Raw genomic sequence first — 24,249 nt, 5'->3', positions numbered from 1 at the left:
GATCGTCACCCGACGCCGTCGGGACCACCGGCCGGGCCGACCACCCGGTCGTTCGTGATCCCGGCGTCCGTGGACCATCGGGCTCGTCGAAGGGGCATCGTGAAAGAGCTGCGCATCAGGACGCTGGCCACGGTGTTCGTCGTGGCGGGGGTGCTGTCCTGGGCCGGGGCCCGGCTGTGGAACTCGGTGGGCACACTGCCGAGCGTCCCGCTGGCCGCCCCCATCGTGCTCGCCCTGATCGCCGCCGTCCTGACGGCCACCGCGCTGTCCATCCGCAACCGGCTCAAGGCCCAGCGGGAGCGCCGGCCCGACGCCAAGGGGGTCGACCCCCTGATGGCCGCCCGCGCGGTCGTCTTCGGACAGGCCAGCGCCCTTGTCGCCGCCCTCGTCTGCGGGATGTACGGCGGTGTCGGCGTCTTCCTCCTGGAACACCTGGAGATTCCGGCCCGCCGCGACCAGGCCATCTACGCCGGGTTCTCCGTCCTCGCGGGCATCGCCGTCATAGTGGCCGCGTTCTTCCTGGAGCGCGTCTGCAAGCTCCCGGAGGACGACGACACGAACGGCGGCGGCGGGGCGGCGCGGGCGGTCTAGGGGTGTTTTGAAAGCCCCGCACAGCACCCACGGCGCCCGGCACGCACCCTCGCCGCACCGGCCAAAGACCCAAGTAGCTCCTCCCCCACTCTCGGCTTCGCTCGAGCGGGGGGACCCCCATCGAGGGCCTTCGTCCGGCACGCCGAGGGCACGCACCGAACACCGCGGGCACCGCACTGGACTTTCAAAACACCCCCTAGGGCCCTTTGTGGGGCCTGAGCGAGAGCCCCGGGCACGGGGTAGTTGGGGGCCCTCGCTCAGGCCTGTCCGTGTGGCGGCCGGTGTCAGGCCGCGCGTACGCCTCGTTCGCTCATGCCTCGCTCCGCCACCGCATGGGCGCACGGCGCCGGGGCCTTGGCGCGTCGGCGCAAGACGCGGGGGAGGGCGAGGTTGACGAAGCCCTCGGCCTGCATGGCGGCGAAGCCGATACGGGGGAGGTCGCGGGAGGCGGCGTAGACGACGAAGCGGGGCTCCCAGCGGGGGCGGAACTTGGCGTTGAACTTGTACAGCGACTCGATCTGGAACCAGCGGGAGAGGAAGACCAGCAGCCCGCGCCAGGCGCGCAGCACCGGTCCGGCGCCGATCTTCTCGCCGCGCGCCAGGGCCGAGCGGAACATCGCGAAGTTCAGGGAGACCTGCTGGACGCCCAGGCGGGGGGCCGCCTGGAGGGCCGCGACGATGAGGAGTTCGTTCATTCCGGGGTCCGCCGAGCGGTCGCGGCGCATCAGATCCAGTGAGGCGCCGTCAGGGCCCCAGGGGACGAAGTGGAGTACGGCCTTGAGGTCGCCGTACGCGCCCGGGATCTCGTCCGCCTTGTGGGCCGTGGCGATGAGGCAGTCCCCGTCGGCCGTGTCGCCGATGCGGCCGAGCGCCATGGAGAAACCGCGCTCGGTGTCGGTGCCACGCCAGTCCTCGGTGGCGCGGCGGATCCGGTCCAGCTCCGCCTCGCCGAGGTCACGGACGCGCCGTACCCGGGTCTCGTAACCGAGCCGCTCGATGCGCTTCACCATCTGACGCACGTTGCGCATCGCACGTCCGGCGAGGGAGAAATCCGCGACATCCACCACCGCCTCGTCGCCCAGTTCGAGGGCGTCGAGGCCGGTCTCGCGGGTCCACACCTCGGCGCCCGTCTCCGAGCAGCCCATGACGGCCGGGGTCCAGGAGTGGGCCTTCGCCTCGTCCATGAAGCGCTCGATCGCGCCGGGCCAGGCCTCGACGTCGCCGATCGGGTCGCCGCTGGCGAGCATCACGCCGGAGACGACGCGGTACGTCACCGCGGCCTTGCCGCTCGGCGAGAACACGACGGCCTTGTCCCGGCGGAGCGCGAAGTGGCCGAGGGAGTCGCGGCCGCCGTGCTTCTCCAGCAGGGCGCGCAGCCGTACCTCGTCCTCGTCGGTGAGGCGGGCCGCCGGGTGTTCGGGGCGGAAGGCCAGGTAGATGGTGGTGATGGCGGTCAGCAGACCTAGGGCGCCGAGGGAGAAGGCCACCGTCCAGGACGTGTCGCCGACGTAGCCGACCGGGCCCTCCATGCCGAAGAGGCCGTAGATGACGTGTTCGAGGCGGTCCGCGAGGCTCGGGTCGCCGACCATGCGCCCGGGGTGGGCGCTGACGACGACCAGGCCGAGGACGATCGAACCGGCCCCCATCAGCATGAAGTTGGCGAGCGCCCGCCAGCGGCTGGTCGGGTCGGGCAGGGCGCGGAACTCGTCGCGGTGGCGCAGCAGCGGGATGAACAGCGCGAGCGAGACGAGGACGCCGACGAGCGAGTGACGGTAGGTGAACTGGGCGAGCGCCCCGGCCGGCAGCAGGATCACGGCCGCGCGCCAGGCCCGCCGTTTGCGCCGCCGCAGCCCGTGGGCGAGCAGCAGGAGCAGGACTCCGGCGCTCAGCGACAGGGCCGCCGCGAACGGGCCGAGCGCGCCGGGCAGCACCTCGGCCAGCGCGTGCATACGACTGTTCCGGAAGCGGGGGAACACGCCCGCGGCGATGTCCACGAGCCCGACGAGCGTGCAGGCCCTGGCGACCAGGGCGGGCACGGCCTCGGGGCGCGGCCCGCGCAGCACGCCGCGCACGGCGCCGTATCCGCGCCGCACGGCGCTCGATGGGAGTCGGTCCGACCGGACCGGAACCTCACCCGATATTTCCCCATCTGTCCTGACAGGCATCGCATCCCATGGTTCCGCGAGAGAGCTTGGATCCGGTGCCTTTCCGGCATCCGGCGACATTGCGCCCTCTAGGACGGTGTCTTGAGGACGGAGGTTCACTCTCCATCGGAAAGCTGAACCAAAGGGCAGGGCAAGACGAGGCAAGTCAAGACGCGGCAAGTCACAAGGCAAGCCAAGACAAGTCGAGACAGGACGAGGAAAGAAAGGTCGGCGGGGGACAACCCGATGGGTCTTACGAGCAACAAGGTGCTGGCGCTGGCGGTTCTGTCCGCCGTGCTGCTGTTCATCGGCACGGTCTGGCTGTGGCCGCGGCTGGCACGCCGTGGCTGGCGGGCCGTCGGCGGGCGGATCGGCGTGCTGCTGGCCACGCAGGTCGCCGTCTTCATGTCGGTCGGCCTCGCCGCGAACCAGGCCTTCGGGTTCTACGCCAGCTGGGCCGACCTCCTCGGACAGGAGACCGGCCAGGGGGTGGTCGTCGACCATGACGGCGCCGACACGGGCGGGCCGTTGCGGGTCGTCGACACACAGCGGGTGAACGTGACCGGTGGCGCCCGCCCCCAGGTCGGCGGCCAGATCCAGAAGGTCGAGATCGTCGGCCGTACGACACGGATCGCGAGCCCGGCGTACGTCTATTTGCCGCCGGAGTACTTCCAGCCCGAGTACCGCACCCGCACCTTCCCCGCCGCAGTCGTCCTCACCGGCTACCCGGGCACCGCCGAGGCGCTCGTCAAGGGCCTCCATTTTCCGCAGACGGCCCACAGTTCGGCCCGTGACGGCAAGGCGCAGCCGATGATCCTGGTGATGCTGCGGCCGACCGTGGCGCCGCCGCGCGACACCGAGTGCGTGGACGTCCCGGGCGGGCCGCAGACCGAGTCGTTCTTCGCCAGGGACCTGCCGGACGCCGTGGGCCACCACTACAGGGTCGGGAGGAGGCCCGGGAGTTGGGGGATCATCGGCGACTCCACCGGCGGCTACTGCGCGCTGAAACTCGCCGTGCACCACCCTCGGGTGTACGCCGCCGGCGCGGGCCTCTCGCCGTACTACAAGGCGCCGATCGACGCGACGACCGGCGATCTCTTCCAGGGGAACAGGACACTGCGGAACGAGGCGGATCTGTTCTGGTATCTGAAGCACCGTCCGGCGCCCGACACCTCTCTGCTGGTCACCAGCAGCAGACAAGGGGAGACCAACTACAAGGCCACGCTCGACTTCATCGAGTTGGTGAAGGGGAAGCGGCCGACGCGGATCTCGTCGATCATCCTCGACAGCGGCGGGCACAACTTCAACACGTGGCGACGCGAGATCCCGGCGACGTTGCAGTGGATCAGCGGGCGGTTGAGCGACCGCTGACGGGCGGGTGGGGGCGGGGCGGGAGCGGGTCGGTGGTGAGGTCGGCGGCGGGTCGGCAATTCGTTGGAATTCCCTGGCGAGGGAAAGGGGCAGATGTGGCCAAGGCGTATCCGGATTCAATGGGGTTGATCCAGTAGAGGAGTCGCCGGTGGGCGCATTGGTGCACCGGCGGTGACGGAGCTTGTGAGGGCTTGTGAGCGGTGAGAGGGGCGGCTGAGTTTTTACGGCCCGGGGCTCCATCATTCGCCTACGCGCGGTAAGTTTCTGGCCATGCCACGTGGACGTCACCGCCATTCACCGCCTCTGCACAGGCTGCTGCCCCCCACGGCGATCGCAGGCGTCTCGCTCGTCTGCGCCCTCGGGCCCTGGATGTTCTCCGAGCCGGCGGTGCTCCGGGTCGCCGCCGCCGTCGCCGCGGCGACCGCGGCCGTGGGCGCGGCGGTCATGCGCCGCTGGGACGTCGAGGCGGGCAAACGTGTAGCCGACCTCACGCGCGCGCGGGCGAGCGACGAGTGGCGGCACGAGGAGAGGGTCGCCGAGCTGGAGACCGACCTCGACGAGTCGCGCGAGGTGCGCACCAAGCTGGAGCACAAGCTTCGCGCCAAGCGTGCCGAACTCGCGGGCCTCCGCAACGAGCACGCCGCGCTCCTGCGCCGCTACGCCACCGCCGAGACCGAGCGCGCCAGCGCCCTGGAAGGCCGCCGCCTGCTGGAGATCGAGGCGACCGCTCCCGAGGGGGCGCGGGCGTTGCCGGCGGCCGGGGCGGATGCGGGTTCGGGAACGGGTGCGGGTGCGGGTGCCGGTTCGGGCTCGGGCTCGGGCGGTGGTGCCGAGGCCGGCGCGGCGGCTCAGGCTACGCCGGTGCCGCCGCAGGGGGTTCCGGCGCCTGGGGCGCCTTGGGCTTCGTGGGAGGCGGCGTCGAAGGCCGCGTCCAAGGCGGCCGCCGAGAAGGGCTCCGACAAGGGCACTGAGAAGGGCGCTGAGAAGGGCTCCAAGAAGGCGGAGGGCGGGGCTGTGGCTGCCTCGGCCGGTGTCGAGGCGGATGCGGATGCCGCGGGCGACGTCGAGGTTGAGGCTGAGGTCGAGGCCGATGAGGAGACCTCCGAGGCGAAGAAGCTTGCCCCCGCTGTGTTCTCGCCGGCCGGTTCCTCGCTCTTCCTGCGCGCGAACTCGGCGCTGGACCGGATCATCACTCAGCGGGGCTCGGGTGAGGACGGGGTCGAGGCCGAGGCGGAGGGTGAAGCCGAGGCTGAGGCCGAGATCGAGGGTGCGGCTGGGGCCGTAGCCGATGTGGTGGAGACCGAGGGTGTGGCTGAGGACGCGGCCTTGACCGAGGTCGATGGCGAGTCCGGGGCCGAGGACGAGGCCCGGCCTGAGGACGAGGGCGGACTCGCGGCCGAGGCCGACGCCGAGGTGGAGCCCGACACCGAGACCGATGCCGCTGCCGGCGCTGACGCTGACACCGAGCCGGAAGTCGCCGGGGTCGAGGAAGACAACGCGTCCGAGGCCAAGGGCGACTCCGTTGACGTACCGGTGGACGAGTCCGTCGCCGAGTCCGGCGACAGCCAGGCGCCGAAGGGTGGTTCCCCCCAGGGCCCCGGTCCCAAGGGTGACCCGGACGGGCCGACCGATGGTGGTACTCGGCAGGGACGTTCCGCCGAGGTGGAGGAGGAGCCGGTTCCCGTGCTCACCGCCGAGGAGGACGACGCGGCGGGGAAGTCCGTGACGTTCGGCGGGCATGAGCGCGCGGCCGCCGAGCCCGTACCCGCGGTTTCCGTTCCGGCGAGGTCGACGGGGCTGGAGGGGACGGCGCGGCTGCAACACGTGCAGCAGGTGGGGCACGTGGACCAGGTGGAGCACGCGGAGCAGGTCGAGCACGCGGAGCAGGTGGCGCCGCCCGCGCTGTCGGCCGTACGGCCCGCCGGGCACTTCACGGTGCCGACCGCTGTCGCCGTCGTTCCGGCCGCGCCGCAGCGGCGGGCGTCCGTCGAGGGCGGGTTCGACTTCTTCGGTACGGAGAAGGGCGCGGACACCCTGGAGGCCGTTCAGAACGAGGACCTTGCCGACGTGGTCGGCCAGGAGGCCCTCGCGCTCCACAAGGCCGAGTCCGAGGCCCAGTTCAAGCGAGTCGACGAGACGTCCCGAGGCGTCGGTCAGGTCATCGACCTCACGGCCCACGACGAGACGGAACAGATCGACGTACAGGGGCTTCGTACGGCGGCGTCCTAGCCGTTGTGGCTGCCCGTGGCCTCACCTGGCCGCGGGCAGCCGCCGCTGGCAGCCCTGCCGCTGGGGGCCTGGCCTACGCCATCCACCGATCCGGCCGAGCCTCCCGTCGCCCCGTCCGCGACCGCTCCGCCTGCGCCCGCAGCAGCTCCGCCGCCTCGGCCGCATCACGCAGCCGCGCGGTCACGGTCTTGTTGGCGCCGGTGTCGACGTGCACGTCGGCGAGCCCCTTGTACCGCTCCCAGGGCCCCTGCGACAGCCGTACGCTCTGTACCTTCGCATGCGGCACGAGATCGAGCCGGCGCCGCAACAACCCCTTCCGCGCGGCGAACACGGTGTCGTCGACGGCCAGCCCGTACCCCCGCCACCACAACGGCACGCACCACCGCGCCCGCCCGGGCGGCCGTACGAGGGCCGTCGCGTCCGGCACGCTCACCCCAGGCAGCACACGCGCTATCACCGACTCGGCCACCTCGCGCGGCGCGACCGGTATCAGGACGGAGTTCGAGGATCCGGCCACGTCCAGCTCGACCCGCACCCAGCCGCGGCGCCGCCACAGCAGCGGCTCGATGACGCGTACGGTCTGCACGCGACCGGGCGGCACCGTCTCGTGCGCCCGGTCGAGGAGCCCGTGGTCGATGCGGAGCCCGTCGGGGGACTCGCCGACCGTCCAGTCGTACTCGCCGACGAACCGCCCCACACTGCTCGCCCCGGCCGCGCCGAGCAACGGCAGCCCGGTCGCGAGGACGGTCCACACGCTCTCCGTCGCGAACCACAGCACGGACGGCACCACGACCGCGCCGATCAAAGTCCCCCAGGTGGCGCCCGTCAGCAACAGCGACACGGCCAGCACACCCGCCGGGACCTTCAGCAGCTGCCGTACGGGCGCCTCGCCGACCTCGTGCGCGGTCTCGGGCGCGAAACCGGCGGCGCGGGCGAGGAGTTCGGCCCGCAGGGAGCGGGCGTAGGCCTCGCCGAGGTAGGCCAGCTCGTCCTTCTTGTCCGTGCCCACGACGTCGAGTCTGAGCTTGGCGACGCCCGCGATCCGGGCCAGCAGCGGGCGAGTGACGTCGACGGCCTGAATGCGTTCCAGGCGGATGTGGGCGGTACGGCGGAACAACAGGCCGGTACGGATGCGCAGTTCGCTCCCGGTCACCGCGAAGTGGGTGAACCACCAGGTCAGGAAGCCGTACAGGGCGGCGGCCGGGACGAACACCGCGAGCCCGATCAGGAGGGTCGTCGTGTCGAGCCGCATGAGCTGCCGCTGCGTCCCGTCCGGATCGTGCACGGCCCACCCGATCAGCACGGCCACCGGCGCCCAGGCCCGCCGCAAGGGCGTCACCGGATGCAGCCGATGCTCGACGACGGGCTTCGCACCGGGCCCACCTTCGGCCCCTGACCCCGGCGCCTCGCCGGGCCCGCCCTCGGTCTCGGACTCCGGCGCCTCGCCGGGCCCACCCGCACCCGCACCCGCATCCACGGCCTCGGGCTCCGGCGCCTGGCCCAGCCCGCCCTGTGGCTCGGTCGTGGTCTCGGGCCCCGGTTTCCCGCCCGGCCCACTCACCTGCCCCGGCTCGGCCCCCGTGCCCAGCCCCGGCCCGGACCTCCCCTCCCGCCCAGCCCCGGCGCCCGGCCTCTCCGCCCCTACCGCGTCGTCCGCGTCGCGTGTCGGCACCGTCACAGCCCTGCCGATCGGGCCTCGCCCAGCTGGGTCAGGTGGTCGCGGAGGCGTTCGGCCTCGGCGGGGTCGAGGCCCGGGATGCGCGCGTCCGTGGCGGCCGCGGCCGTGTGGAGCTGCACGCTCGCCAGGCCGAAGTGGCGCTCGACGGGCCCGGAGGTCACCTCGACCAGCTGCATGCGCCCGTACGGCACGACGGTCTCCTCCTGCCAGAGCACGCCCCGGCTGATCAGCAGGTCGTCGGCCCGTTCGGCGTACCGCCACGAGCGCCAGTTGCGGCCCAGCATGGGCCAGCCCCACAGCAGCAGGCCCAGCGGCAGCAGCGCGAAGGCCGCCCACGCGGGCCCGGCCAGCCAGGCGGGCAGCACGGCCGTACCGACCGTGATCGGCCCCAGCCACACCACCAGCAACAGCCGTCGCATCCGCAACAGCCCGGGCGGCAGTCCGGTCCAGACCGGCTCGCCCTCCGCGCGCTCGGCGCCGTCTTCCAAGGTCCCCGTCTCCATTCCGCCAGCGTACGTACGACAGACTGTGTCCATGACTCCCCCGACGGAGACCCGAGAGACGACGGTCGGTATCGGCGGTGCCGCCGAGAGCACGGACATGGTGCTCAACATCGGCCCGCAGCATCCGTCCACGCACGGGGTACTGCGGCTGCGGCTCGTCCTCGACGGCGAGCGGATCCAGCACGCCGAGCCGGTCATCGGCTATATGCACCGGGGCGCGGAGAAGCTCTTCGAGGCGCGCGACTACCGCCAGATCATCATGCTCGCCAACCGCCACGACTGGCTCTCCGCCTTCTCCAACGAACTCGGCGTCGTCCTCGGCGTCGAACGCATGCTCGGCATGGAGGTGCCCGAGCGCGCGGTCTGGATGCGCACGCTCCTCGCCGAGCTGAACCGGGTCCTGAACCACCTGATGTTCCTCGGCTCGTACCCGCTGGAGCTCGGCGGCATCACCCCGGTCTTCTACGCGTTCCGGGAGCGCGAGGAGCTCCAGACCGTCATGGAGGAGATCTCCGGCGGGCGTATGCACTACATGTTCAACCGCGTCGGAGGCCTCAAGGAGGACCTCCCGGCGGGCTGGCCTTCCCGCGCGCGTGCCGCCGTCGCGGACGTCCGCTCCCGCATGGACGTCTTCGACGACCTGGTCCTCGGCAACGAGATCTTCCGGGGCCGTACGCGCGACGTGGGCGTCCTCGCGCCGGAGACCGTGCACGCGTACGGGGTGAGCGGGCCCATCGCCCGCGCCTCCGGCGTCGACTTCGACCTGCGGCGCGACGAGCCCTACCTCGCGTACGGCGAACTCCAGGACGTCCTCGAGGTCGTCACGCGCGACCAGGGAGACTGCCTCGCCCGCTTCGAGTGCCTGCTGGAGCAGACCCACAACTCCCTCGCCCTCGCCGACGCCTGCCTCGACCGCCTCGCCGAACTCCCGCCCGGCCCCATCAACCAGCGCCTCCCCAAGGTCCTCAAGGCCCCTGAGGGCCACACCTACGCCTGGACCGAGAACCCCCTCGGCATCAACGGCTACTACCTCGTCAGCAAGGGCGAGAAGACTCCCTACCGCCTCAAGCTCCGCTCCGCCTCGTACAACAACATCCAGGCCCTCACCGAACTGCTCCCGGGCACGCTGGTGGCCGACATGGTGGCGATCCTGGGGTCGCTGTTCTTCGTGGTGGGAGACATCGACAAGTAGCGACAGGCGGTCACGAGCAGCCCTAAGTGGATCGGCAAGGCGTACGGGCCGGCCGGGTCGCGCAGGTGGGTCGGAAAATCACACTCCCTGGTCGAGCAGTGGGTCCGGAATTCCGACCGGCTGCACCAGCCACCCGAAGTCGCCCAGTCCGCCCGGCGCGGTCAGTTCGGCGGCCTCGCCCGCGGCCGTGAGGGCCCGTACGTACGCCGCCGGGTCGGTGGTCGCCAGGGAGAGCGGCGGGCGGGCGCCCAAGACCCCCAGGGCGCGCAGGGCGTCCCGCTGGGTCAGCAGCCGTGCCCCCGGCAGCGCGCACGCGTCCAGCGCCACATGCGCGGTGATGTCGCACGACCCGTCCGGGACCGGCGTGGTCTCCCGCCCCTCCCGGAACCCCGTGAGCGTCCCGAAGGGCGGCCGGGCACCGGCGAGGTGCGCGTAGTCGACGGCGACGGCGAGCCCCCGCTCGACGGCCGCCACGGCCTCGGCCCACGCGCGGTCCCGGGGCAGCCCGACCTCGGCCCGCAGCCCCTCCTCCGGGTCCAGCGGCCACCACCGGGCCAGCCACTCCGCCTCCTCCCCGCCGACGGCCTCCCCGAGCCGCTCACTCCCGTCCTCCCGTACGAGAACCACACGCGCCACCCCCGCCGCGTCCACCTCGACGACCTCCACGGGCACGTTGTCCAGCCACTCATTGGCGAACAGCAGCCCGGAGATCCCCTTGGGCGGCTCGGCGAGCCACTCGATGCGGTGATCGAGAGCGGGTGGCCGGTCGGCCGGCTCGACGGCGTACGCGCGCGTGCGCTCCGCCACATCCAAGGGCAGCGCGGCCAGCACCCCACTCACCAGCTCGCCGCGCCCGGCCCCCATGTCCACGAACCCCAGCTCGCCGGGCCGCCCCAGTGCCTCATCCACCCGACACAGCAGCCGGGCCACGGCGGAGGCGAAGATCGGCGACGCGTGCACGGAGGTCCGAAAATGCCCGGCGGGCCCTTCAGGCCGCAGGTAGAAGCCCTCAGGCCCGTACAGCGCCTCCTCGACCGCCGCCCGCCAGGGCCGCGCCCTCTTGGGGGCGCGGGGCTCTGACATGTGCGGCTCCGCCGCGTGGGCGCGACAAGCCCCACACGACCCGCAGCCGCAAACCAATCCGCCCTCCCGAGTTCGTAGGCGATCCGTCACAGCGCCAGGCTAAGCGGAACAGGTAACCCGACCTCCACCTTGGGGAGTACGTGGCCCGGTCACGGATCGACCCTCCGGTTGACCCCGGCACACTCCGCACTTCCCTACGCTGGGTTACGTGCAGCGCCTCTATGATTTCCTCCGCCGGCACCCGACATGGGTCGACAGCTTCTGGGCCGTCGTCCTGCTCGGGATGACCGTGGTGGGCGGAACGATCGACCCGGACTACGCGACGGACGTGAACGAGACCGCGTTCGCCGTGATCACACTGGCGCTCTGCCTGTCGATCGCCCTGCGGCGCCGCATGCCCGAGAAGACGCTGATGCTGGCCGCCGCGGCGGGCTTCGCGCAGCTGATCCTCGACGTGCCGAGAATCCCGGCCGACTTCGCGATGCTGGTGGTCATCTACACGGTCGCGGCGAACGGCGCCCGCTGGGCCTCCTGGTTCGCCCTCGGCGGCGGCCTCTGCGCGGCGTCGCTGGCGCAGCTGCGCTGGACCGAGGAACAGACGAGCACGCTGGGCAACGCGGTGCTCGCGGTCGTCCTGACCGTCCCGTTCGCGCTGGCCTGGGTGCTCGGCGACTCGCTGCGCACCCGCCGCGCGTACTTCGCCCAGCTGGAGGAGCGTGCCGCCCGGCTGGAGAAGGAGCGCGAGGCGCAGGCCAAGGTCGCCGTCGCCGCCGAGCGCGCCCGGATCGCCCGTGAGCTGCACGACGTCGTCGCGCACAACGTCTCCGTGATGGTCGTCCAGGCCGACGGCGCCGCGTACGTCCTCGACGCCGCCCCCGACCAGGCGAAGAAGGCCCTGGAGACCATCTCCTCCACCGGCCGCCAGGCCCTCGCCGAGATGCGCCGCCTGCTCGGCGTGCTGCGCACGGGCGAGCACCAGGAGGTCGGCGAGTACGTCCCGCAGCCCGACGTCGAACAGATCGACGACCTCGTCGAGCAGTGCCGTACGGCCGGCCTCCCCGTCGACTTCGAGATCGAGGGCACCCCGCGCCCGTTGCCCAGCGGTGTGGAGCTGACGGCGTACCGCATCGTCCAGGAGGCCCTCACCAACACCCGTAAACACGGCGGCCCGAACGCCGGTGCGAGCGTCCGGCTGGTCTACTTCGACGACGGCCTCGGCCTGCTCGTCGAGGACGACGGCAAGGGCGCTCCCCACGAGCTGTACGAGGAGGGCGGCGCCGACGGTCAGGGGCACGGGCTGATCGGTATGCGCGAACGCGTCGGTATGGTCGGCGGCACGCTGGACGCGGGTCCCCGCCCCGGCGGTGGCTTCCGGATCAGCGCGCTGTTGCCCCTGAAGCCCGCACACTGACACGGCCATGCCAGACGCTGACACCTGTAACGGACACGGAAGAGGACCCCGATGGCGATCCGCGTAATGCTCGTCGACGACCAGGTGCTGCTGCGCACCGGGTTCCGGATGGTGCTGGCGGCCCAGCCGGACATGGAGGTCGTGGCGGAGGCGGGCGACGGCGTCGAGGCCCTCCAGGTGGTGCGGTCGACCGAGGTGGACGTGGTCCTCATGGACGTCCGCATGCCGAAGCTGGACGGCGTCGAGGCCACCCGCCGCATCTGCGCGGACCCGAACCCGCCGAAGGTGCTCATCCTGACCACCTTCGACCTCGACGAGTACGCCTTCTCCGGGCTGAAGGCCGGGGCCTCCGGCTTCATGCTCAAGGACGTGCCGCCCGGCGAGTTGCTGGCCGCGATCCGTTCCGTGCACAGCGGCGACGCCGTGGTCGCGCCCTCCACCACCCGGCGCCTCCTCGACCGGTTCGCCCCGATGCTCCCGAGCACCGGCACGGAACCCCGGCACAAGGAGCTGGAACGGCTCACCGAACGGGAGCGCGAGGTCATGATCCTCGTCGCCCAGGGCCTCTCCAACGGCGAGATCGCCGCTCGCCTCGTCCTCTCCGAGGCCACGGTCAAGACCCACGTCGGCCGCATTCTCACCAAGCTGGGCCTGCGCGACCGCGTCCAGGTGGTCGTCCTGGCGTACGAGACGGGGCTGGTACGGGCCGGGGGACAGCCCTGAGCCGCAGCCAGGCCCGCACACCGGGAGGGGTCCGCCGGCAGCCGCCGGGCGAACCGCAGTTGCTGTGACCCGCGCGCGGCGGCCAGGTCCGGGGCGCGTAGGCGCGTCTCCGGATCGGACAGCGCGTCGCGCTTTCGCGATTCGTACCCGGGAGTGCGGACGAACTCCGGCCCGGCGTCGGCGAACTGGTCGTCCGTCAGCTTGTCCAGCAGATCCAGGTCGTCGGCGAGCGCCGCGCCCGGAAGCGGGTCCCGGCCCGGGATCCCGGCGAACGGCATGAACAGGTCCGAGAACGTCGTCCGCCAGGCGAGGGCGCGACGACCGGCCTCTCCCGCCGCAGTCCGGTGATGTCGACGCGCACGCCCATGACCCCATGGTGCACTCGACCACTGACAACACCCCCGCCCGGATCACAGCCCCGCTCACCACCGGGCAGCCGATTCGCCCGGTCCCCGTCCGCTTGTCGGCCTACTCCCCGGTGACCTTCTCCACCAGCGCCACGAAGTCCCCGACCGCCCGCCGCACGTCCTCCGCCGTCCACTCCAGCGCAGCGGCCCGCACCTCGACCTCCGTGACGGCCAGCCCGGGCCCGCCCCGGTCCCAGGAGCGGGCGAAGAGCAGCGCGTCCGTCTGCTCCCCCTGCCGGACCGAGGCCTCCGCGACGACATCCACGTCGTACGGCAGCCAGACCTGGAACTCGTTGGTGTGCGGCTCCTCGGGGTGCACGCGGGACCACGGCACCCCCGCCGCCGCGAACCCCTCCCGCAGCGCGGCGGCGACCACGCGCGCGTGGCGCACGTATTCCGGCAGCCGGGGCAGCTCCCGCTCCAGCCCGAGGAGGGCCGACAGGACGGTGGGGAACTGGTGGAAGAGCTGGCCGCCGTATCGGTGCCGCCAGGCCTTCGCCTCGTCGACGAGCGTCCTGGGGCCGGCGATCGCGGCACCGGCGAAGGCGTCGAGGGACTTGTAGAACGACACGTAGACGCTGTCGGCGAGGCCCGCGATCTCGTCCAGGGGACGGCCGAAGTGGGTCGTGGACTCCCACAGGCGGGCCCCGTCGAAGTGGACCACCGCGTCCCGCTCGCGTGCCGCCTCGACGGCCTCGGTCAGCTCCTCCCAGGAGGGGAGCACGAAACCGGCCTCCCTCAGGGGCAGTTCGAGCATCAGCGTCCCGAAGGGCTCGTCGAAGCCGCGCACTTCGTCGGCGGTCGGCATCCGTGGCTCGCTCGTCAGCCGGACCGGCCGCAACCCGCTGACCTGGCTGAACGCATACCGTTCGTGCATCTCGGGGTGGGCGAGGGCATGCAGGGCGACCGTGGGGTTCCCGGTGCGGCCCGCCCAGCAGCGCAGCGCCACCTGCTGGGCCATCGTGCCGGTGGGGAAGAACGCGGCGGCCTCCATGCCGAGCAGCGCGGCGGTCCGCTTCTCCAGCGCCTCGACGACCCCGTTGCCGTAGACGTCCGCCGACTCGTCCAGGTCGTACACGTCCCCGGCCGCGTCCAGCAGCGCCAGCCGCTCCCGGATCGTCGCCAGCGCACTCGTCCGCGACAGCACCCGCCCGGCCGCCCGATGGGCGACCCGCCGCCGCTCGTAGCGCAGCAGCGCCGCGGACTCCTCCGCCGTCGGTTCCCCGGCCTCCGCCGCCGGTCGCCCGGCCTCGGAGGCCGTCCGCCCGTGTGCCTCTTCCGCCGTCTGCTCCGCTGTATCGCTCATCCCGGGATCATCCCCCGGGGCCGCCTCGTCCGGCACCCGGTTTCCCGTCCGGCGATCCGTAGTTCGGCGGACAGACGCGACCTGCGGGAACGGCTCGCGGAAACCCACAGCCTGTGGACAACCGAACGCCCCTCGAACCAATCGCGTTAACATGACGAGAAATCGTCCGGTACCCGGAGCGGACTGGAACGGGAAGGCCGCCAGCGAGTGAGTACATTCCAGCAACCAGAGCCGAAGGACCGCCCCGCGCGGCTCACCGTCGGTGTCGTCGGCGCCGGCCGCGTCGGTCCCGCGCTGGCGGCGTCACTGCAACTGGCGGGCCACCGACCGGTGGCCGTGTCCGGCGTCTCCGACGCCTCCAGGCGGCGGGCCGCCGAACTGCTGCCCGAGGTACCGCTGATGCCCCCGGCCGACGTGCTGCGGCACGCGGACCTGGTCCTGCTGACCGTCCCGGACGACGCCCTGCCGGGCCTCGTCGAGGGCCTCGCCGAGACCGGTTCCGTACGGCCGGGCCAGCTCCTCGTGCACACCTCCGGGCGGTACGGCGCGAAGGTGCTGGACCCCGCGCTCCGAGCCGGGGCGCTGCCGCTGGCGCTGCACCCCGCGATGACGTTCACGGGGACTCCGGTGGACGTGCAGCGGCTCGCCGGGTGCTCCTTCGGGGTCACGGCGCCGGACGCGCTGCGGCTGGCCGCCGAGGCGCTGGTGATCGAGATGGGCGGCGAGCCGGAGTGGATCGCCGAGGAGAACCGCCCGCTCTACCACGCGGCCCTCGCGCTGGGCGCCAACCACCTGGTGACCCTGGTCGCCCAGTCCATGGAGCTGCTGCGCACGGCCGGCGTCGAGGCCCCCGACCGCATGCTCGGCCCGCTCCTGGGCGCCGCCCTGGACAACGCCCTGCGCTCCGGGGACGCGGCCCTCACCGGCCCCGTCGCGCGCGGCGACGCGGGCACGGTCGCCGCGCATGTCGCCGAGTTGCGCGCGCACGCGCCGGCGACCGTCGCCGGGTATCTGGCGATGGCCCGCGCGACCGCCGACCGTGCCCTCGCCCACGGCCTGCTCAAGCCGGAGCTCGCCGAGGACCTCCTCGGGGTACTCGCGGACGGGACGACCGGGACCACCGGAGCCGACGGGACCGAAGGGGACGCCCGATGACGATCAGCGTGCCGCGCACCGCCGACGAACTGCACGCACGCGCGCGTGCGGGGCGCCGGGCCGTCGTGATGACCATGGGCGCCCTGCACGAGGGCCACGCCACGCTGATCCGCACCGCGCGCGAGATCGCGGGCGACGCGGGCGAGGTCGTCGTCACCGTCTTCGTGAACCCCCTCCAGTTCGGCGCGGGCGAGGACCTCGACCGCTACCCGCGCACCCTGGACGCCGACGTCAAGCTCGCCGAACAGGCGGGCGCGGACGCGGTGTTCGCCCCGGGCGTCGACGAGGTCTACCCCGGCGGGGAGCCTCAGGTCCGCATCACCGCGGGCCCCATGGGCGAGCGCCTGGAGGGTGCCTCCCGCCCCGGCCACTTCGACGGCATGCTCACCGTCGTCGCCAAGCTGCTCCACCTCACCCGCCCCGACGTGGCGCTCTACGGCCAGAAGGACGCGCAGCAGCTCGCCCTGATCCGCCGTATGGTCCGGGACCTGAACTTCGGCGTGGAGATCGTGGGCGTACCGACCGTGCGCGAGGCCGACGGTCTGGCCCTGTCGAGCCGCAACCGGTATCTGTCCACCGAGGAGCGCCGTACGGCCCTGGCGCTCTCCCAGGCGCTGTTCGCGGGCCGCGACCGGCACGCCGCGCAGGAGGCGCTGCGCGCGCGGGCCCGCGAAGTGCCCGCCACGCGCGCGCGTGCCGAGGCCCTGAGCGCGATCGGCGAGTCCCGCGCGGCCGCCGACGCGCACGCCATGGCGAAGTCCGCGCCCGGCGGCCCGGCCGCCGTCCGCGCCGCCGCCCGCCTCGTCCTCGACGAGGCCCTGCGCATGAAGCCGCCGCTCGTCCTGGACTACCTGGCCCTGGTCGACCCGGCCGACTTCACCGACATCCCGGACGACTTCACCGGCGAAGCCGTCCTCGCCGTCGCGGCCCGGGTGGGGACGACCCGGCTGATCGACAACATCCCCCTGACCTTCGGAGCCGCCTCGTGACCAGCACAGGCATACGCCCGCCCGTCGCCCACCACCACCCTCGAACGGGAGCGCTTCGCGCTCGCCCCCGCTTGCACGCGCCCGCACCGGGATGGTCCATCGCCGCCGACGTCGTGGTCGTCGGCTCGGGCGTCGCCGGCCTCACCGCCGCGCTGCGCTGCGAGGCCGCCGGCCTGAACACGGTCGTCGTCACCAAGGCCCGCCTCGACGACGGCTCCACCCGCTGGGCCCAGGGCGGCATCGCCGCCGCGCTCGGCGAGGGCGACACCCCCGAACAGCACCAGGACGACACCCTGGTCGCGGGCGCGGGCCTGTGCGACGAGGACGCCGTACGGCTCCTCGTCACGGAGGGACCCGACGCGGTACGCCGCCTGATCGAGACCGGCGCGCACTTCGACGAGTCGGAGGAAGGCGGCCTGGAGCTGACCCGCGAGGGCGGCCACCACCGCCGCCGGATCGCCCACGCGGGCGGTGATGCCACCGGCGCCGAGATCTCCCGGGCCCTCGTCGAGGCCGTACGCGCGCGTGGGCTGCGTACGGTTGAGAACGCGCTCGTCCTGGACCTGCTGACCGACGCCGACGGCGGCACCGCCGGTGTCACCCTGCACGTCATGGGCGAGGGCCAGCACGACGGCGTGGGAGCCGTCCACGCCCCCGCCGTGGTCCTCGCCACCGGCGGCATGGGCCAGGTCTTCTCCGCCACCACCAACCCGTCCGTGTCCACCGGCGACGGCGTGGCCCTCGCCCTGCGCGCGGGCGCGGAGGTCTCCGACCTCGAATTCGTCCAGTTCCACCCGACCGTGCTGTTCCTCGGCGCGGACGCGGAGGGCCAGCAGCCCCTGGTCTCCGAGGCGGTACGCGGCGAGGGCGCCCACCTCGTCGACGCCGACGGCACACGCTTCATGGTCGGCCAGCACGAACTGGCCGAACTGGCGCCCCGGGACATCGTCGCCAAGGGCATCATGCGCCGCATGCAGGAGCAGGGCGCCGAACACATGTACCTGGACGCCCGGCACTTCGGCGCCGACATGTGGGAGCACCGCTTCCCGACGATCCTCGCCGCCTGCCGCGCCCATGGCCTCGACCCGGTCACCGAGCCCATCCCGGTCGCCCCGGCCGCCCACTACGCCTCCGGCGGCGTCCGCACCGACTCCCACGGCCGGACGACCGTCCCCGGCCTCTACGCCTGCGGCGAGGTCGCCTGCACCGGCGTCCACGGCGCCAACCGGCTCGCCTCGAACTCCCTCCTGGAGGGCCTGGTCTACGCCGAGCGCATCGTCGCCGACATCGCCGCGGCCCACGCCGGGAACGGCCTCCACGCGGGCGTGCCCCAGCCCGTCCCGTACGCCGAGAAGCCCGCGCACCCGCTGCTCGCCCCGGAGATACGGTTCGCGATCCAGCGGATCATGACGGAGGGCGCCGGCGTCCTGCGCTCCGAGGCCTCTCTGGCGACCGCCGCCGCGGCCCTGGACCGGCTGCACGCCGAGGCCCGCGGCGCCCTCGACGAGAACGGCAAGACCGCCGAACCCGGCGTCGACACCTGGGAGACCACCAACCTCCTGTGCGTGGCCCGCGTCCTGGTCGCCGCCGCCCAGCTGCGCGAGGAGACCCGCGGCTGCCACTGGCGCGAGGACGAGCCCGAGCGCGACGACACCGCCTGGCGCCGCCATATCGTCGTACGGCTGAATCCGGACCGGACGCTCGCCGTACACACCACGGATACCGCAGACTTCCCCCCGACCCGGCAGCACCAGCAGGAGCAGTGACAGACGTGAGCACCCCCGACCTTCCCCTCGCCCAGAGCGGCGGCTGCGGCGACGGCTGCGCCTGCGGCGCCGACGACGGCCTCAACGAGGAATATCTGGAGTGCGGGCTCGACCCCGCGCTCGCCCAGCTCCTGGCCGACGCCGGACTCGACCCCGTGGAGGTCGAGGACATCGCCAACGTCGCCATCCAGGAGGACCTCGACCACGGCGTGGACGTCACCACGGTCGCCACCATCCCCGAGGACGCCCGCGCCACCGCCGACTTCACCGCCCGCGAGGGCGGCGTCGTGGCGGGCCTCAGAATCGCCGAGGCGGTCCTCTCGGTGGCCTGCTCCGACGAGTTCGAGGTCGAGCGGCACGTCGACGACGGCGACACCGTCGAGGCCGGCCAGAAACTCCTCAGCGTCACCGGCGCCACCCGCGACCTCCTCACCGCCGAGCGCAGCGCCCTGAACCTGCTGTGCCGCCTCTCCGGCATCGCGACCGCCACGCGCGCGTGGACGGACGCCCTGGACGGCACGAAGGCGAAGGTGCGCGACACCAGGAAGACGACACCGGGCCTCAGGTCCCTGGAGAAGTTCGCGGTCCGCTGCGGCGGCGGGATCAACCACCGCATGTCCCTCTCGGACGCGGCGCTGGTCAAGGACAACCACGTGGTCGCCGCCGGCGGCGTCGCCCAGGCCTTCAAGGCCGTGCGCGAGATGTTCCCCGAGGTGCCCATCGAGGTCGAGGTCGACACCCTCCACCAGCTCCGCGAGGTCGTCGACGCGGGCGCCGACCTGATCCTCCTGGACAACTTCACGCCGGTCGAGTGCGAGGAGGCCGTCGCGATCGTCGCCGGCCGGGCGGCACTGGAGGCCTCGGGCCGCCTGACCCTCACGAACGCGAAGGCGTACGCGGACACGGGCGTCGACTACCTGGCCGTCGGGGCCCTGACCCACTCCTCCCCGATCCTGGACATCGGCCTCGACCTGCGCGCGGCCGAGTAGGGCGGGGACGGGCCATGCTGCTGACCATCGACGTGGGCAACACCCACACCGTCCTCGGTCTGTTCGACGGCGAGGACATCATCGAACACTGGCGCATCTCCACGGACGCGCGCCGCACCGCCGACGAACTCGCGGTCCTCCTCCAGGGCCTCATGGGCATGCACCCGCTCCTCGGCGAGGAACTGGGCGACGGCATCGACGGCATCGCGATCTGCGCCACCGTCCCGTCCGTCCTGCACGAGCTGCGCGAGGTGACCCGCCGCTACTACGGCGACGTCCCGGCCGTCCTCGTCGAACCCGGCGTCAAGACGGGCGTGCCCATCCTCACCGACAACCCCAAGGAGGTCGGCGCCGACCGCATCATCAACGCCGTCGCCGCCGTCGAGCTGTACGGCGGCCCGGCCGTCGTCGTCGACTTCGGTACGGCCACGACGTTCGACGCGGTCAGCGCGCGCGGCGAGTACGTCGGCGGTGTCATCGCCCCCGGCATCGAGATCTCCGTCGAGGCCCTCGGCGTCAAGGGCGCCCAGCTCCGCAAGATCGAGGTCGCCCGGCCCCGCAGCGTGATCGGCAAGAACACGGTCGAGGCCATGCAGTCCGGCATCGTCTACGGCTTCGCCGGCCAGGTCGACGGTGTGGTGGGCCGCATGGTCCGCGAACTCGCCGACGATCCCGAGGACGTGACGGTGATCGCGACGGGTGGGTTGGCGCCGATGGTCCTGGGCGAGTCCTCGGTGATAGACGAGCACGAGCCGTGGCTGACGCTGATCGGCCTGCGGCTGGTGTACGAGCGGAACGTGTCCCGCCTCTGAGGCTCGTTCGCGCAGTTCCCCGCGCCCCTTTCAGGGGCGCGGGGAACTGCGCGAACGGGGTCCGGGGCGGAGCCCCGAGTCTTTTACGGGGTCGAAGGGGCAGCGCCCCTGGGGGATGGGACGGGTAGGGGCGGCGGGGGCGAAATGGAATCCCCCCCACGCGGGTGGTACCCCGGCGCCACGCGCTCCCAGCGCACCTCTTTTGTCTGATTAGCGCGTATCGTCGCCGCATGCCCACGCCCCACGGAACCCGCGGCGGCATGGCGTTCGGCGCTGACGAGCTGCGTGTGCTCCGTCGTGCCCTCGCCCTCGCCCTCAATCCCGGTCCCGCCTCCGCGGAGGAGGTGCAGGACTGCCTCCGGCTCGCCGAGTCCGTCGACGAGGCGACCCGCGAGGACGCCCGCCTGAGGGCCTTCCTGCTGGCCGACCTCGCCCGCTACCGCGCCGCGCTCCCCGGCACGGTCACGGGCTACGCGGCGCTCCTGAAGGAGGCCCTGAACGCCGGGTACCGCCCCCACCCGGACGACCTCTCCGCACTGCGCGCCCTGCGCGGCAATGCGGCCGCCGCGGCCCTCCTGGAGCGCTGCCGCCCCCTCGCCGAACAGGACGCGCGCGCCCGCTTCACGGGGCGCCCGGTCACACCGGTGGTCGTCGTTCCGGCCTCCCGCAGCGGCTCCGGCGCCCGCTCCCGGCTCCGGCTCACCGCACTCCCCGGCGGTCTGTCGGAGAGCGTCACGCACGCGCGTGACGCCGCCGGAAAGCCGGCCGAGCCGAACCCCGCCCGGCCCTCCCGTCCCGCCCAGCCCGCCGACAAGCCGGGCCCGGTCCGGCGACCCGACGCCCCGAACCCGGCCCGCCGCCCCATCCCCACCCCCGGCGAGGTCTTCCCGCCCAAGCGGAAACCGTCGGCCCCGCCCGCGAAACGGCCCCAGCAACTGGCCGCCGTCTAGCGCTGGCTACCCTGGACACATGGACTACGTCTCCGCGCTGCTGCCCCCCTTCGTGATGGCCGTGCTGTTCATCAGCGTCATCAGGCTGATCGTGAAGACCCAGGGCGGCCCCAACAAGGCCAAGGAGGACGCGGTCGTCGACGCGGCACTCGCCCGCGCGGAGAACGCCCGCCAGGCCACCGACACCCACCCCAAGGGCACCGGCGCCTGACGCTACGCGGTCCCATCGGCGTACGACTCGTGTGTTTTTCGAGTCGTACGCCCTTTTTGATCTCATTCTCCGGATATTGTGGGGAACTGTGCCTCGCCCATTGGGAGAACTCGAAGACGCGGTCATGACGCGGGTGTGGAAGTGGAACCGCCCGGTGACCGTTCGAGAAGTCCTGGAAGACCTTCAGCGGGAACGGTCCATCGCGTACACCACGGTGATGACCGTTCTGGACAATCTCCATCAGAAGGGCTGGGTGCGCCGTGAGGCCGAAGGCCGGGCCTATCGATATGAGGCGGTCTCCACTCGCGCCGCCTACGCGGCCGCACTGATGAACGAGGCCTGGTCGCAGAGCGACAACCCCGGGGCCGCTCTCGTCGCCTTCTTCGGGATGATGAGCGAGGAACAGCGACAGGCGCTCACCGACGCCGTACGCATCGTGCAAGGCCCCGACGCCGTCAAACCCGAACCGGCCGCGCCCGCCGCCCCGGCCGTCGAAACCCCTGCTGAAACCGCCGGCGAATCCGTCGAATCGTCCGGCGAAACACAGGGGACCCCCGGCGAATCCCCGGATCTTCCCGGGCGATAGCGTCCGCTCATGCCAGCAACGAGTCCCGAAGTCACCGCAAAAGCCATCACCGTCAGGCGGGCTCGGACCAGCGATGTCCCGCACGTGCGCCGCCTCCTCGACTCGTACGTCCAGCGCCGCATCCTGCTCGACAAAGCGACGGTCACGCTTTACGAGGACATCCAGGAGTTCTGGGTCGCGGAACGGGACGACAACGCCCAGGTCGTCGGCTGCGGGGCGCTGCACGTGATGTGGGAGGACCTCGCGGAAGTCCGTACTCTCGCGGTGGACTCGGAGGCCAAGGGTCTGGGCGTCGGTCACCAGTTGCTGGAGAAGTTGCTGCACACCGCTCGCTGGCTGGGTGTTCGCCGCGTTTTCTGTCTGACCTTCGAAGTCGAGTTCTTCGCGAAGCACGGCTTCGTGGAGATCGGTGAGACTCCGGTCGACACCGATGTCTACGCGGAGCTGCTGCGTTCCTATGACGAGGGCGTCGCGGAGTTCCTCGGTCTCGAACGAGTGAAACCGAACACCTTGGGCAACAGCCGGATGCTTCTGCATCTGTGATCGCCGACCGAGACCTATTCCGGTGAGGTCTTCCGGTGAGGCTCACCTTGCCCGGTGCCCTATGTCCGAAACGCGCACGTTTCCGGTCTTCCCCGGGCTCCTCGCCCTCTCCGCAGCCTCTCCTCGGTCTCTCCCAGGGGTTTGTGTTTTTCCTGGAAAAGCGGTTTGCTTTCCGACGTACTGCAGTACTGCATATAACAGGGGACGCGAAACAGCGGCTCACGCCGCAGGCCCTCGGCCCTGAAGTTATCGATGAAAGGAAATCCAGTGGCACAGAAGGTTCAGGTCCTTCTTGTCGACGACCTCGACGGCGGCGAGGCGGACGAGACCGTGACGTTCGCGCTGGACGGCAAGACGTACGAGATCGACCTCACGACCGCCAACGCCGACAAGCTTCGCGGTCTTCTCGACCCCTACGTCAAGGGTGGTCGGCGTACCGGAGGCCGTGCCGCGGGCGGGCGTGGCAAGGCCCGCGCCGCTTCCGGCGGCAGCCAGGACACCGCGGCCATCCGCGCCTGGGCGAAGGAGAACGGCTACGAGGTCAACGACCGCGGCCGTGTCCCCGCCTCCATCCGCGAGGCCTACGAGAAGGCCAACGGCTGAGATTCCGACGGCCCGGTGCTCGCGCGCCGCAGCCGGACGCGGTGGCAGTGCGTCGCCACCGTGTCCACCACTCGCACGAGGTCGGGGGCGCCCCCACCGCCCCCCAACGCCGACATGGTCGGCAGCGAGGGTTCCACCTCGCGCCCCGGCTCGGGGGGCCGCAACCATTCGGCGGCCCCCTGTGATCCGGCCTCCCGCAGCCCGCCCCCGAGCCTTCCGGCCCCGCCCGGAGGCGTCGGCGCCGCCATGAGACCGCCCGTTCCGACGGCAGTGAGGTCCAGGTCGAGGCCGCCCCAGTCCAGCCACTCCAGCAGCCCCGGCAACTCCTCCGCGCTGCCCGCCGCGACAAGCAGCCGCATCCGCCCGCCGTGCGACACCACCGGCGAGCCCGGTCCCGGAATCGGGCCCAGATGCCTGAGCGCCGCGATCCCCGCCTCCGCCGGCACATCGAGCACATCGAAGCGCAGCCCCGTAATGACATGTACGGGCGTTCCGGGCACGGTCGCCCAACCGAGATCGTTCTCGTACCACCGCCGCACCGCGTCACACGGGATATCGCCCGGAACATCGCGTGATTCAGCGCCCGAAATGGCGCTCCGGTCGAACGGTCGGCGGGGAAGGGGGACGATGGCCATGTCAGGAGCAACCGTGCGAAGGACCCCGGAGTTACGCTGGGTATGGGCACGGATGCGGAGAGTGCCGGGAAAGGGGGCGTTCCGCGGTGAGTAGCGACGCAAGGATGTTCGCCCTTAGCGGAGGGAACCGGTGCATCCGGCATGGAGTGTCAGTCCCTACGGGTAAGACATCCCTAGTGGGAGGGGGCGACACGCAGGAAAGGCCGTCTCGCGTTCGCCATCGGCGTACTGCTGGTGGGGGTAACTGCCTGGCCTGCGGGAACATCGTCTCGCACCATCGGGTTGGAGCAGATGTCGGCGTTCGGGGTCAGGAGGCCAAGGACGGTGTCGGCAGTTGGAATGAGCGGTCCCCGCTTGCGGGACTAAGCTGCG

22 protein-coding genes and 1 pseudogene are annotated in these 24,249 nt (G+C 72.2%); 16 read left to right on the top strand and 7 right to left on the bottom strand.

The genetic code is table 11. The annotated features are described in order from the left end of the window. Positions 1–99 precede the first annotated feature (99 nt). Positions 100–591, top strand: a complete 492-nt coding sequence (locus JIX56_RS18845) for a DUF3180 domain-containing protein (protein WP_257542204.1) — start codon at positions 100–102, stop codon at positions 589–591. Positions 592–875: 284 nt separating this feature from the next. Here the strand turns inward: JIX56_RS18845 and JIX56_RS18840 are convergent, their stop codons facing one another. Next, positions 876–2,732 (bottom strand): phosphatidylglycerol lysyltransferase domain-containing protein, encoded by a 1,857-nt coding sequence (locus JIX56_RS18840; RefSeq protein ID WP_443032053.1) that lies wholly within the window; start codon positions 2,730–2,732, stop codon positions 876–878. A 249-nt stretch (positions 2,733–2,981) separates the two neighbouring features. On the opposite strand from JIX56_RS18840, the gene JIX56_RS18835 reads away from it, so the two are divergent. Beyond that, positions 2,982–4,106 carry an alpha/beta hydrolase gene (locus JIX56_RS18835; protein ID WP_257542200.1) on the top strand — a complete coding sequence of 375 codons (1,125 nt, stop codon included), beginning with the start codon at positions 2,982–2,984 and terminating at the stop codon, positions 4,104–4,106. Positions 4,107–4,475: 369 nt separating this feature from the next. Beyond that, positions 4,476–6,335 (top strand): hypothetical protein, encoded by a 1,860-nt coding sequence (locus JIX56_RS18830; RefSeq protein WP_443032052.1) that lies wholly within the window; start codon positions 4,476–4,478, stop codon positions 6,333–6,335. 73 nt (positions 6,336–6,408) lie between these two features. On the opposite strand, the gene JIX56_RS18825 is transcribed toward JIX56_RS18830, so the two are convergent. Together JIX56_RS18825 and JIX56_RS18820 are read right to left on the bottom strand one after the other, a co-directional pair. Beyond that, positions 6,409–7,839, bottom strand: coding sequence for a PH domain-containing protein (locus JIX56_RS18825; RefSeq protein WP_443032051.1), 1,431 nt, complete (start codon positions 7,837–7,839; stop codon positions 6,409–6,411). 170 nt (positions 7,840–8,009) lie between these two features. Further along, entirely contained in the window at positions 8,010–8,516 is a 507-nt protein-coding gene (locus JIX56_RS18820; protein WP_257542195.1) for a PH domain-containing protein, read from the bottom strand. Positions 8,517–8,547: 31 nt separating this feature from the next. Here JIX56_RS18820 and JIX56_RS18815 point away from each other — a divergent pair, with 31 nt between their 5' ends. Beyond that, entirely contained in the window at positions 8,548–9,708 is a 1,161-nt protein-coding gene (locus tag JIX56_RS18815) for an NADH-quinone oxidoreductase subunit D (protein ID WP_257542193.1), read from the top strand. Between the two features lie 78 nt (positions 9,709–9,786). Here JIX56_RS18815 and JIX56_RS18810 read toward each other — a convergent pair whose 3' ends face one another. Further along, on the bottom strand, positions 9,787–10,791 hold the full coding sequence (locus tag JIX56_RS18810) for an SAM-dependent methyltransferase (RefSeq protein WP_257542191.1): 1,005 nt from the start codon (positions 10,789–10,791) through the stop codon (positions 9,787–9,789). 208 nt (positions 10,792–10,999) lie between these two features. On the opposite strand from JIX56_RS18810, the gene JIX56_RS18805 reads away from it, so the two are divergent. Then, positions 11,000–12,202, top strand: a complete 1,203-nt coding sequence (locus tag JIX56_RS18805) for a sensor histidine kinase (protein ID WP_257542189.1) — start codon at positions 11,000–11,002, stop codon at positions 12,200–12,202. Positions 12,203–12,253: 51 nt separating this feature from the next. Next, the gene (locus JIX56_RS18800; RefSeq protein ID WP_257542187.1) at positions 12,254–12,925 is read left to right on the top strand and encodes a response regulator transcription factor; all 672 of its coding nucleotides are present in this window, start codon (positions 12,254–12,256) and stop codon (positions 12,923–12,925) included. Between the two features lies 1 nt (position 12,926). Here the strand turns inward: JIX56_RS18800 and JIX56_RS47650 are convergent. Together JIX56_RS47650 and JIX56_RS18790 are read right to left on the bottom strand one after the other, a co-directional pair. Then, positions 12,927–13,230, bottom strand: a pseudogene (locus JIX56_RS47650) (DUF5937 family protein); the annotation flags it as partial. Between the two features lie 163 nt (positions 13,231–13,393). Continuing rightward, positions 13,394–14,638, bottom strand: coding sequence for a threonine aldolase family protein (locus tag JIX56_RS18790; protein WP_257542185.1), 1,245 nt, complete (start codon positions 14,636–14,638; stop codon positions 13,394–13,396). Between the two features lie 207 nt (positions 14,639–14,845). Between JIX56_RS18790 and JIX56_RS18785 the strand changes: the two genes are divergently transcribed. The 10 genes from JIX56_RS18785 to JIX56_RS18740 all read left to right on the top strand — a co-directional run bounded on the left by JIX56_RS18785 (position 14,846) and on the right by JIX56_RS18740 (position 23,242). Next, positions 14,846–15,793, top strand: coding sequence for a Rossmann-like and DUF2520 domain-containing protein (locus JIX56_RS18785; protein ID WP_257542183.1), 948 nt, complete (start codon positions 14,846–14,848; stop codon positions 15,791–15,793). Further along, positions 15,790–16,782 carry a pantoate--beta-alanine ligase gene (gene panC / locus JIX56_RS18780; RefSeq protein ID WP_257542181.1) on the top strand — a complete coding sequence of 331 codons (993 nt, stop codon included), beginning with the start codon at positions 15,790–15,792 and terminating at the stop codon, positions 16,780–16,782. The genes JIX56_RS18785 and panC overlap by 4 nt, the downstream gene beginning before the upstream one ends. A gap of 11 nt (positions 16,783–16,793) precedes the next feature. Continuing rightward, a complete protein-coding gene (locus JIX56_RS18775) occupies positions 16,794–18,548 on the top strand; it encodes an L-aspartate oxidase (protein ID WP_257550968.1) in 1,755 nt (584 codons plus the stop codon). A gap of 5 nt (positions 18,549–18,553) precedes the next feature. Then, entirely contained in the window at positions 18,554–19,537 is a 984-nt protein-coding gene (gene nadC, locus JIX56_RS18770; protein ID WP_257542179.1) for a carboxylating nicotinate-nucleotide diphosphorylase, read from the top strand. A gap of 14 nt (positions 19,538–19,551) precedes the next feature. Next, the gene (locus JIX56_RS18765; RefSeq protein ID WP_257542178.1) at positions 19,552–20,349 is read left to right on the top strand and encodes a type III pantothenate kinase; all 798 of its coding nucleotides are present in this window, start codon (positions 19,552–19,554) and stop codon (positions 20,347–20,349) included. Between the two features lie 260 nt (positions 20,350–20,609). After that, positions 20,610–21,299, top strand: a complete 690-nt coding sequence (locus JIX56_RS18760) for a hypothetical protein (protein ID WP_257550967.1) — start codon at positions 20,610–20,612, stop codon at positions 21,297–21,299. A gap of 19 nt (positions 21,300–21,318) precedes the next feature. Further along, complete coding sequence (locus tag JIX56_RS18755) at positions 21,319–21,510, top strand: hypothetical protein (RefSeq protein ID WP_257542176.1); 192 nt, start codon at positions 21,319–21,321, stop codon at positions 21,508–21,510. 124 nt (positions 21,511–21,634) lie between these two features. Continuing rightward, on the top strand, positions 21,635–22,096 hold the full coding sequence (locus tag JIX56_RS18750) for a BlaI/MecI/CopY family transcriptional regulator (RefSeq protein ID WP_443032050.1): 462 nt from the start codon (positions 21,635–21,637) through the stop codon (positions 22,094–22,096). 9 nt (positions 22,097–22,105) lie between these two features. Beyond that, on the top strand, positions 22,106–22,639 hold the full coding sequence (locus JIX56_RS18745) for an amino-acid N-acetyltransferase (RefSeq protein ID WP_257542174.1): 534 nt from the start codon (positions 22,106–22,108) through the stop codon (positions 22,637–22,639). Positions 22,640–22,906: 267 nt separating this feature from the next. Further along, entirely contained in the window at positions 22,907–23,242 is a 336-nt protein-coding gene (locus JIX56_RS18740) for a histone-like nucleoid-structuring protein Lsr2 (RefSeq protein ID WP_033524724.1), read from the top strand. On the opposite strand, the gene JIX56_RS18735 is transcribed toward JIX56_RS18740, so the two are convergent. Further along, a complete protein-coding gene (locus JIX56_RS18735; protein ID WP_257542172.1) occupies positions 23,221–23,877 on the bottom strand; it encodes an SCO3374 family protein in 657 nt (218 codons plus the stop codon). The two genes, JIX56_RS18740 and JIX56_RS18735, sit on opposite strands and share 22 nt — an antisense overlap. Positions 23,878–24,249: the final 372 nt, after the last annotated feature.

It is taken from the genome of Streptomyces sp. CA-210063 (genome assembly GCF_024612015.1).
GTDB lineage: Bacteria > Actinomycetota > Actinomycetes > Streptomycetales > Streptomycetaceae > Streptomyces.
Note: the sequence above shows the minus strand (reverse complement) of the source record. Positions and strands in the feature narration are given on the sequence as shown.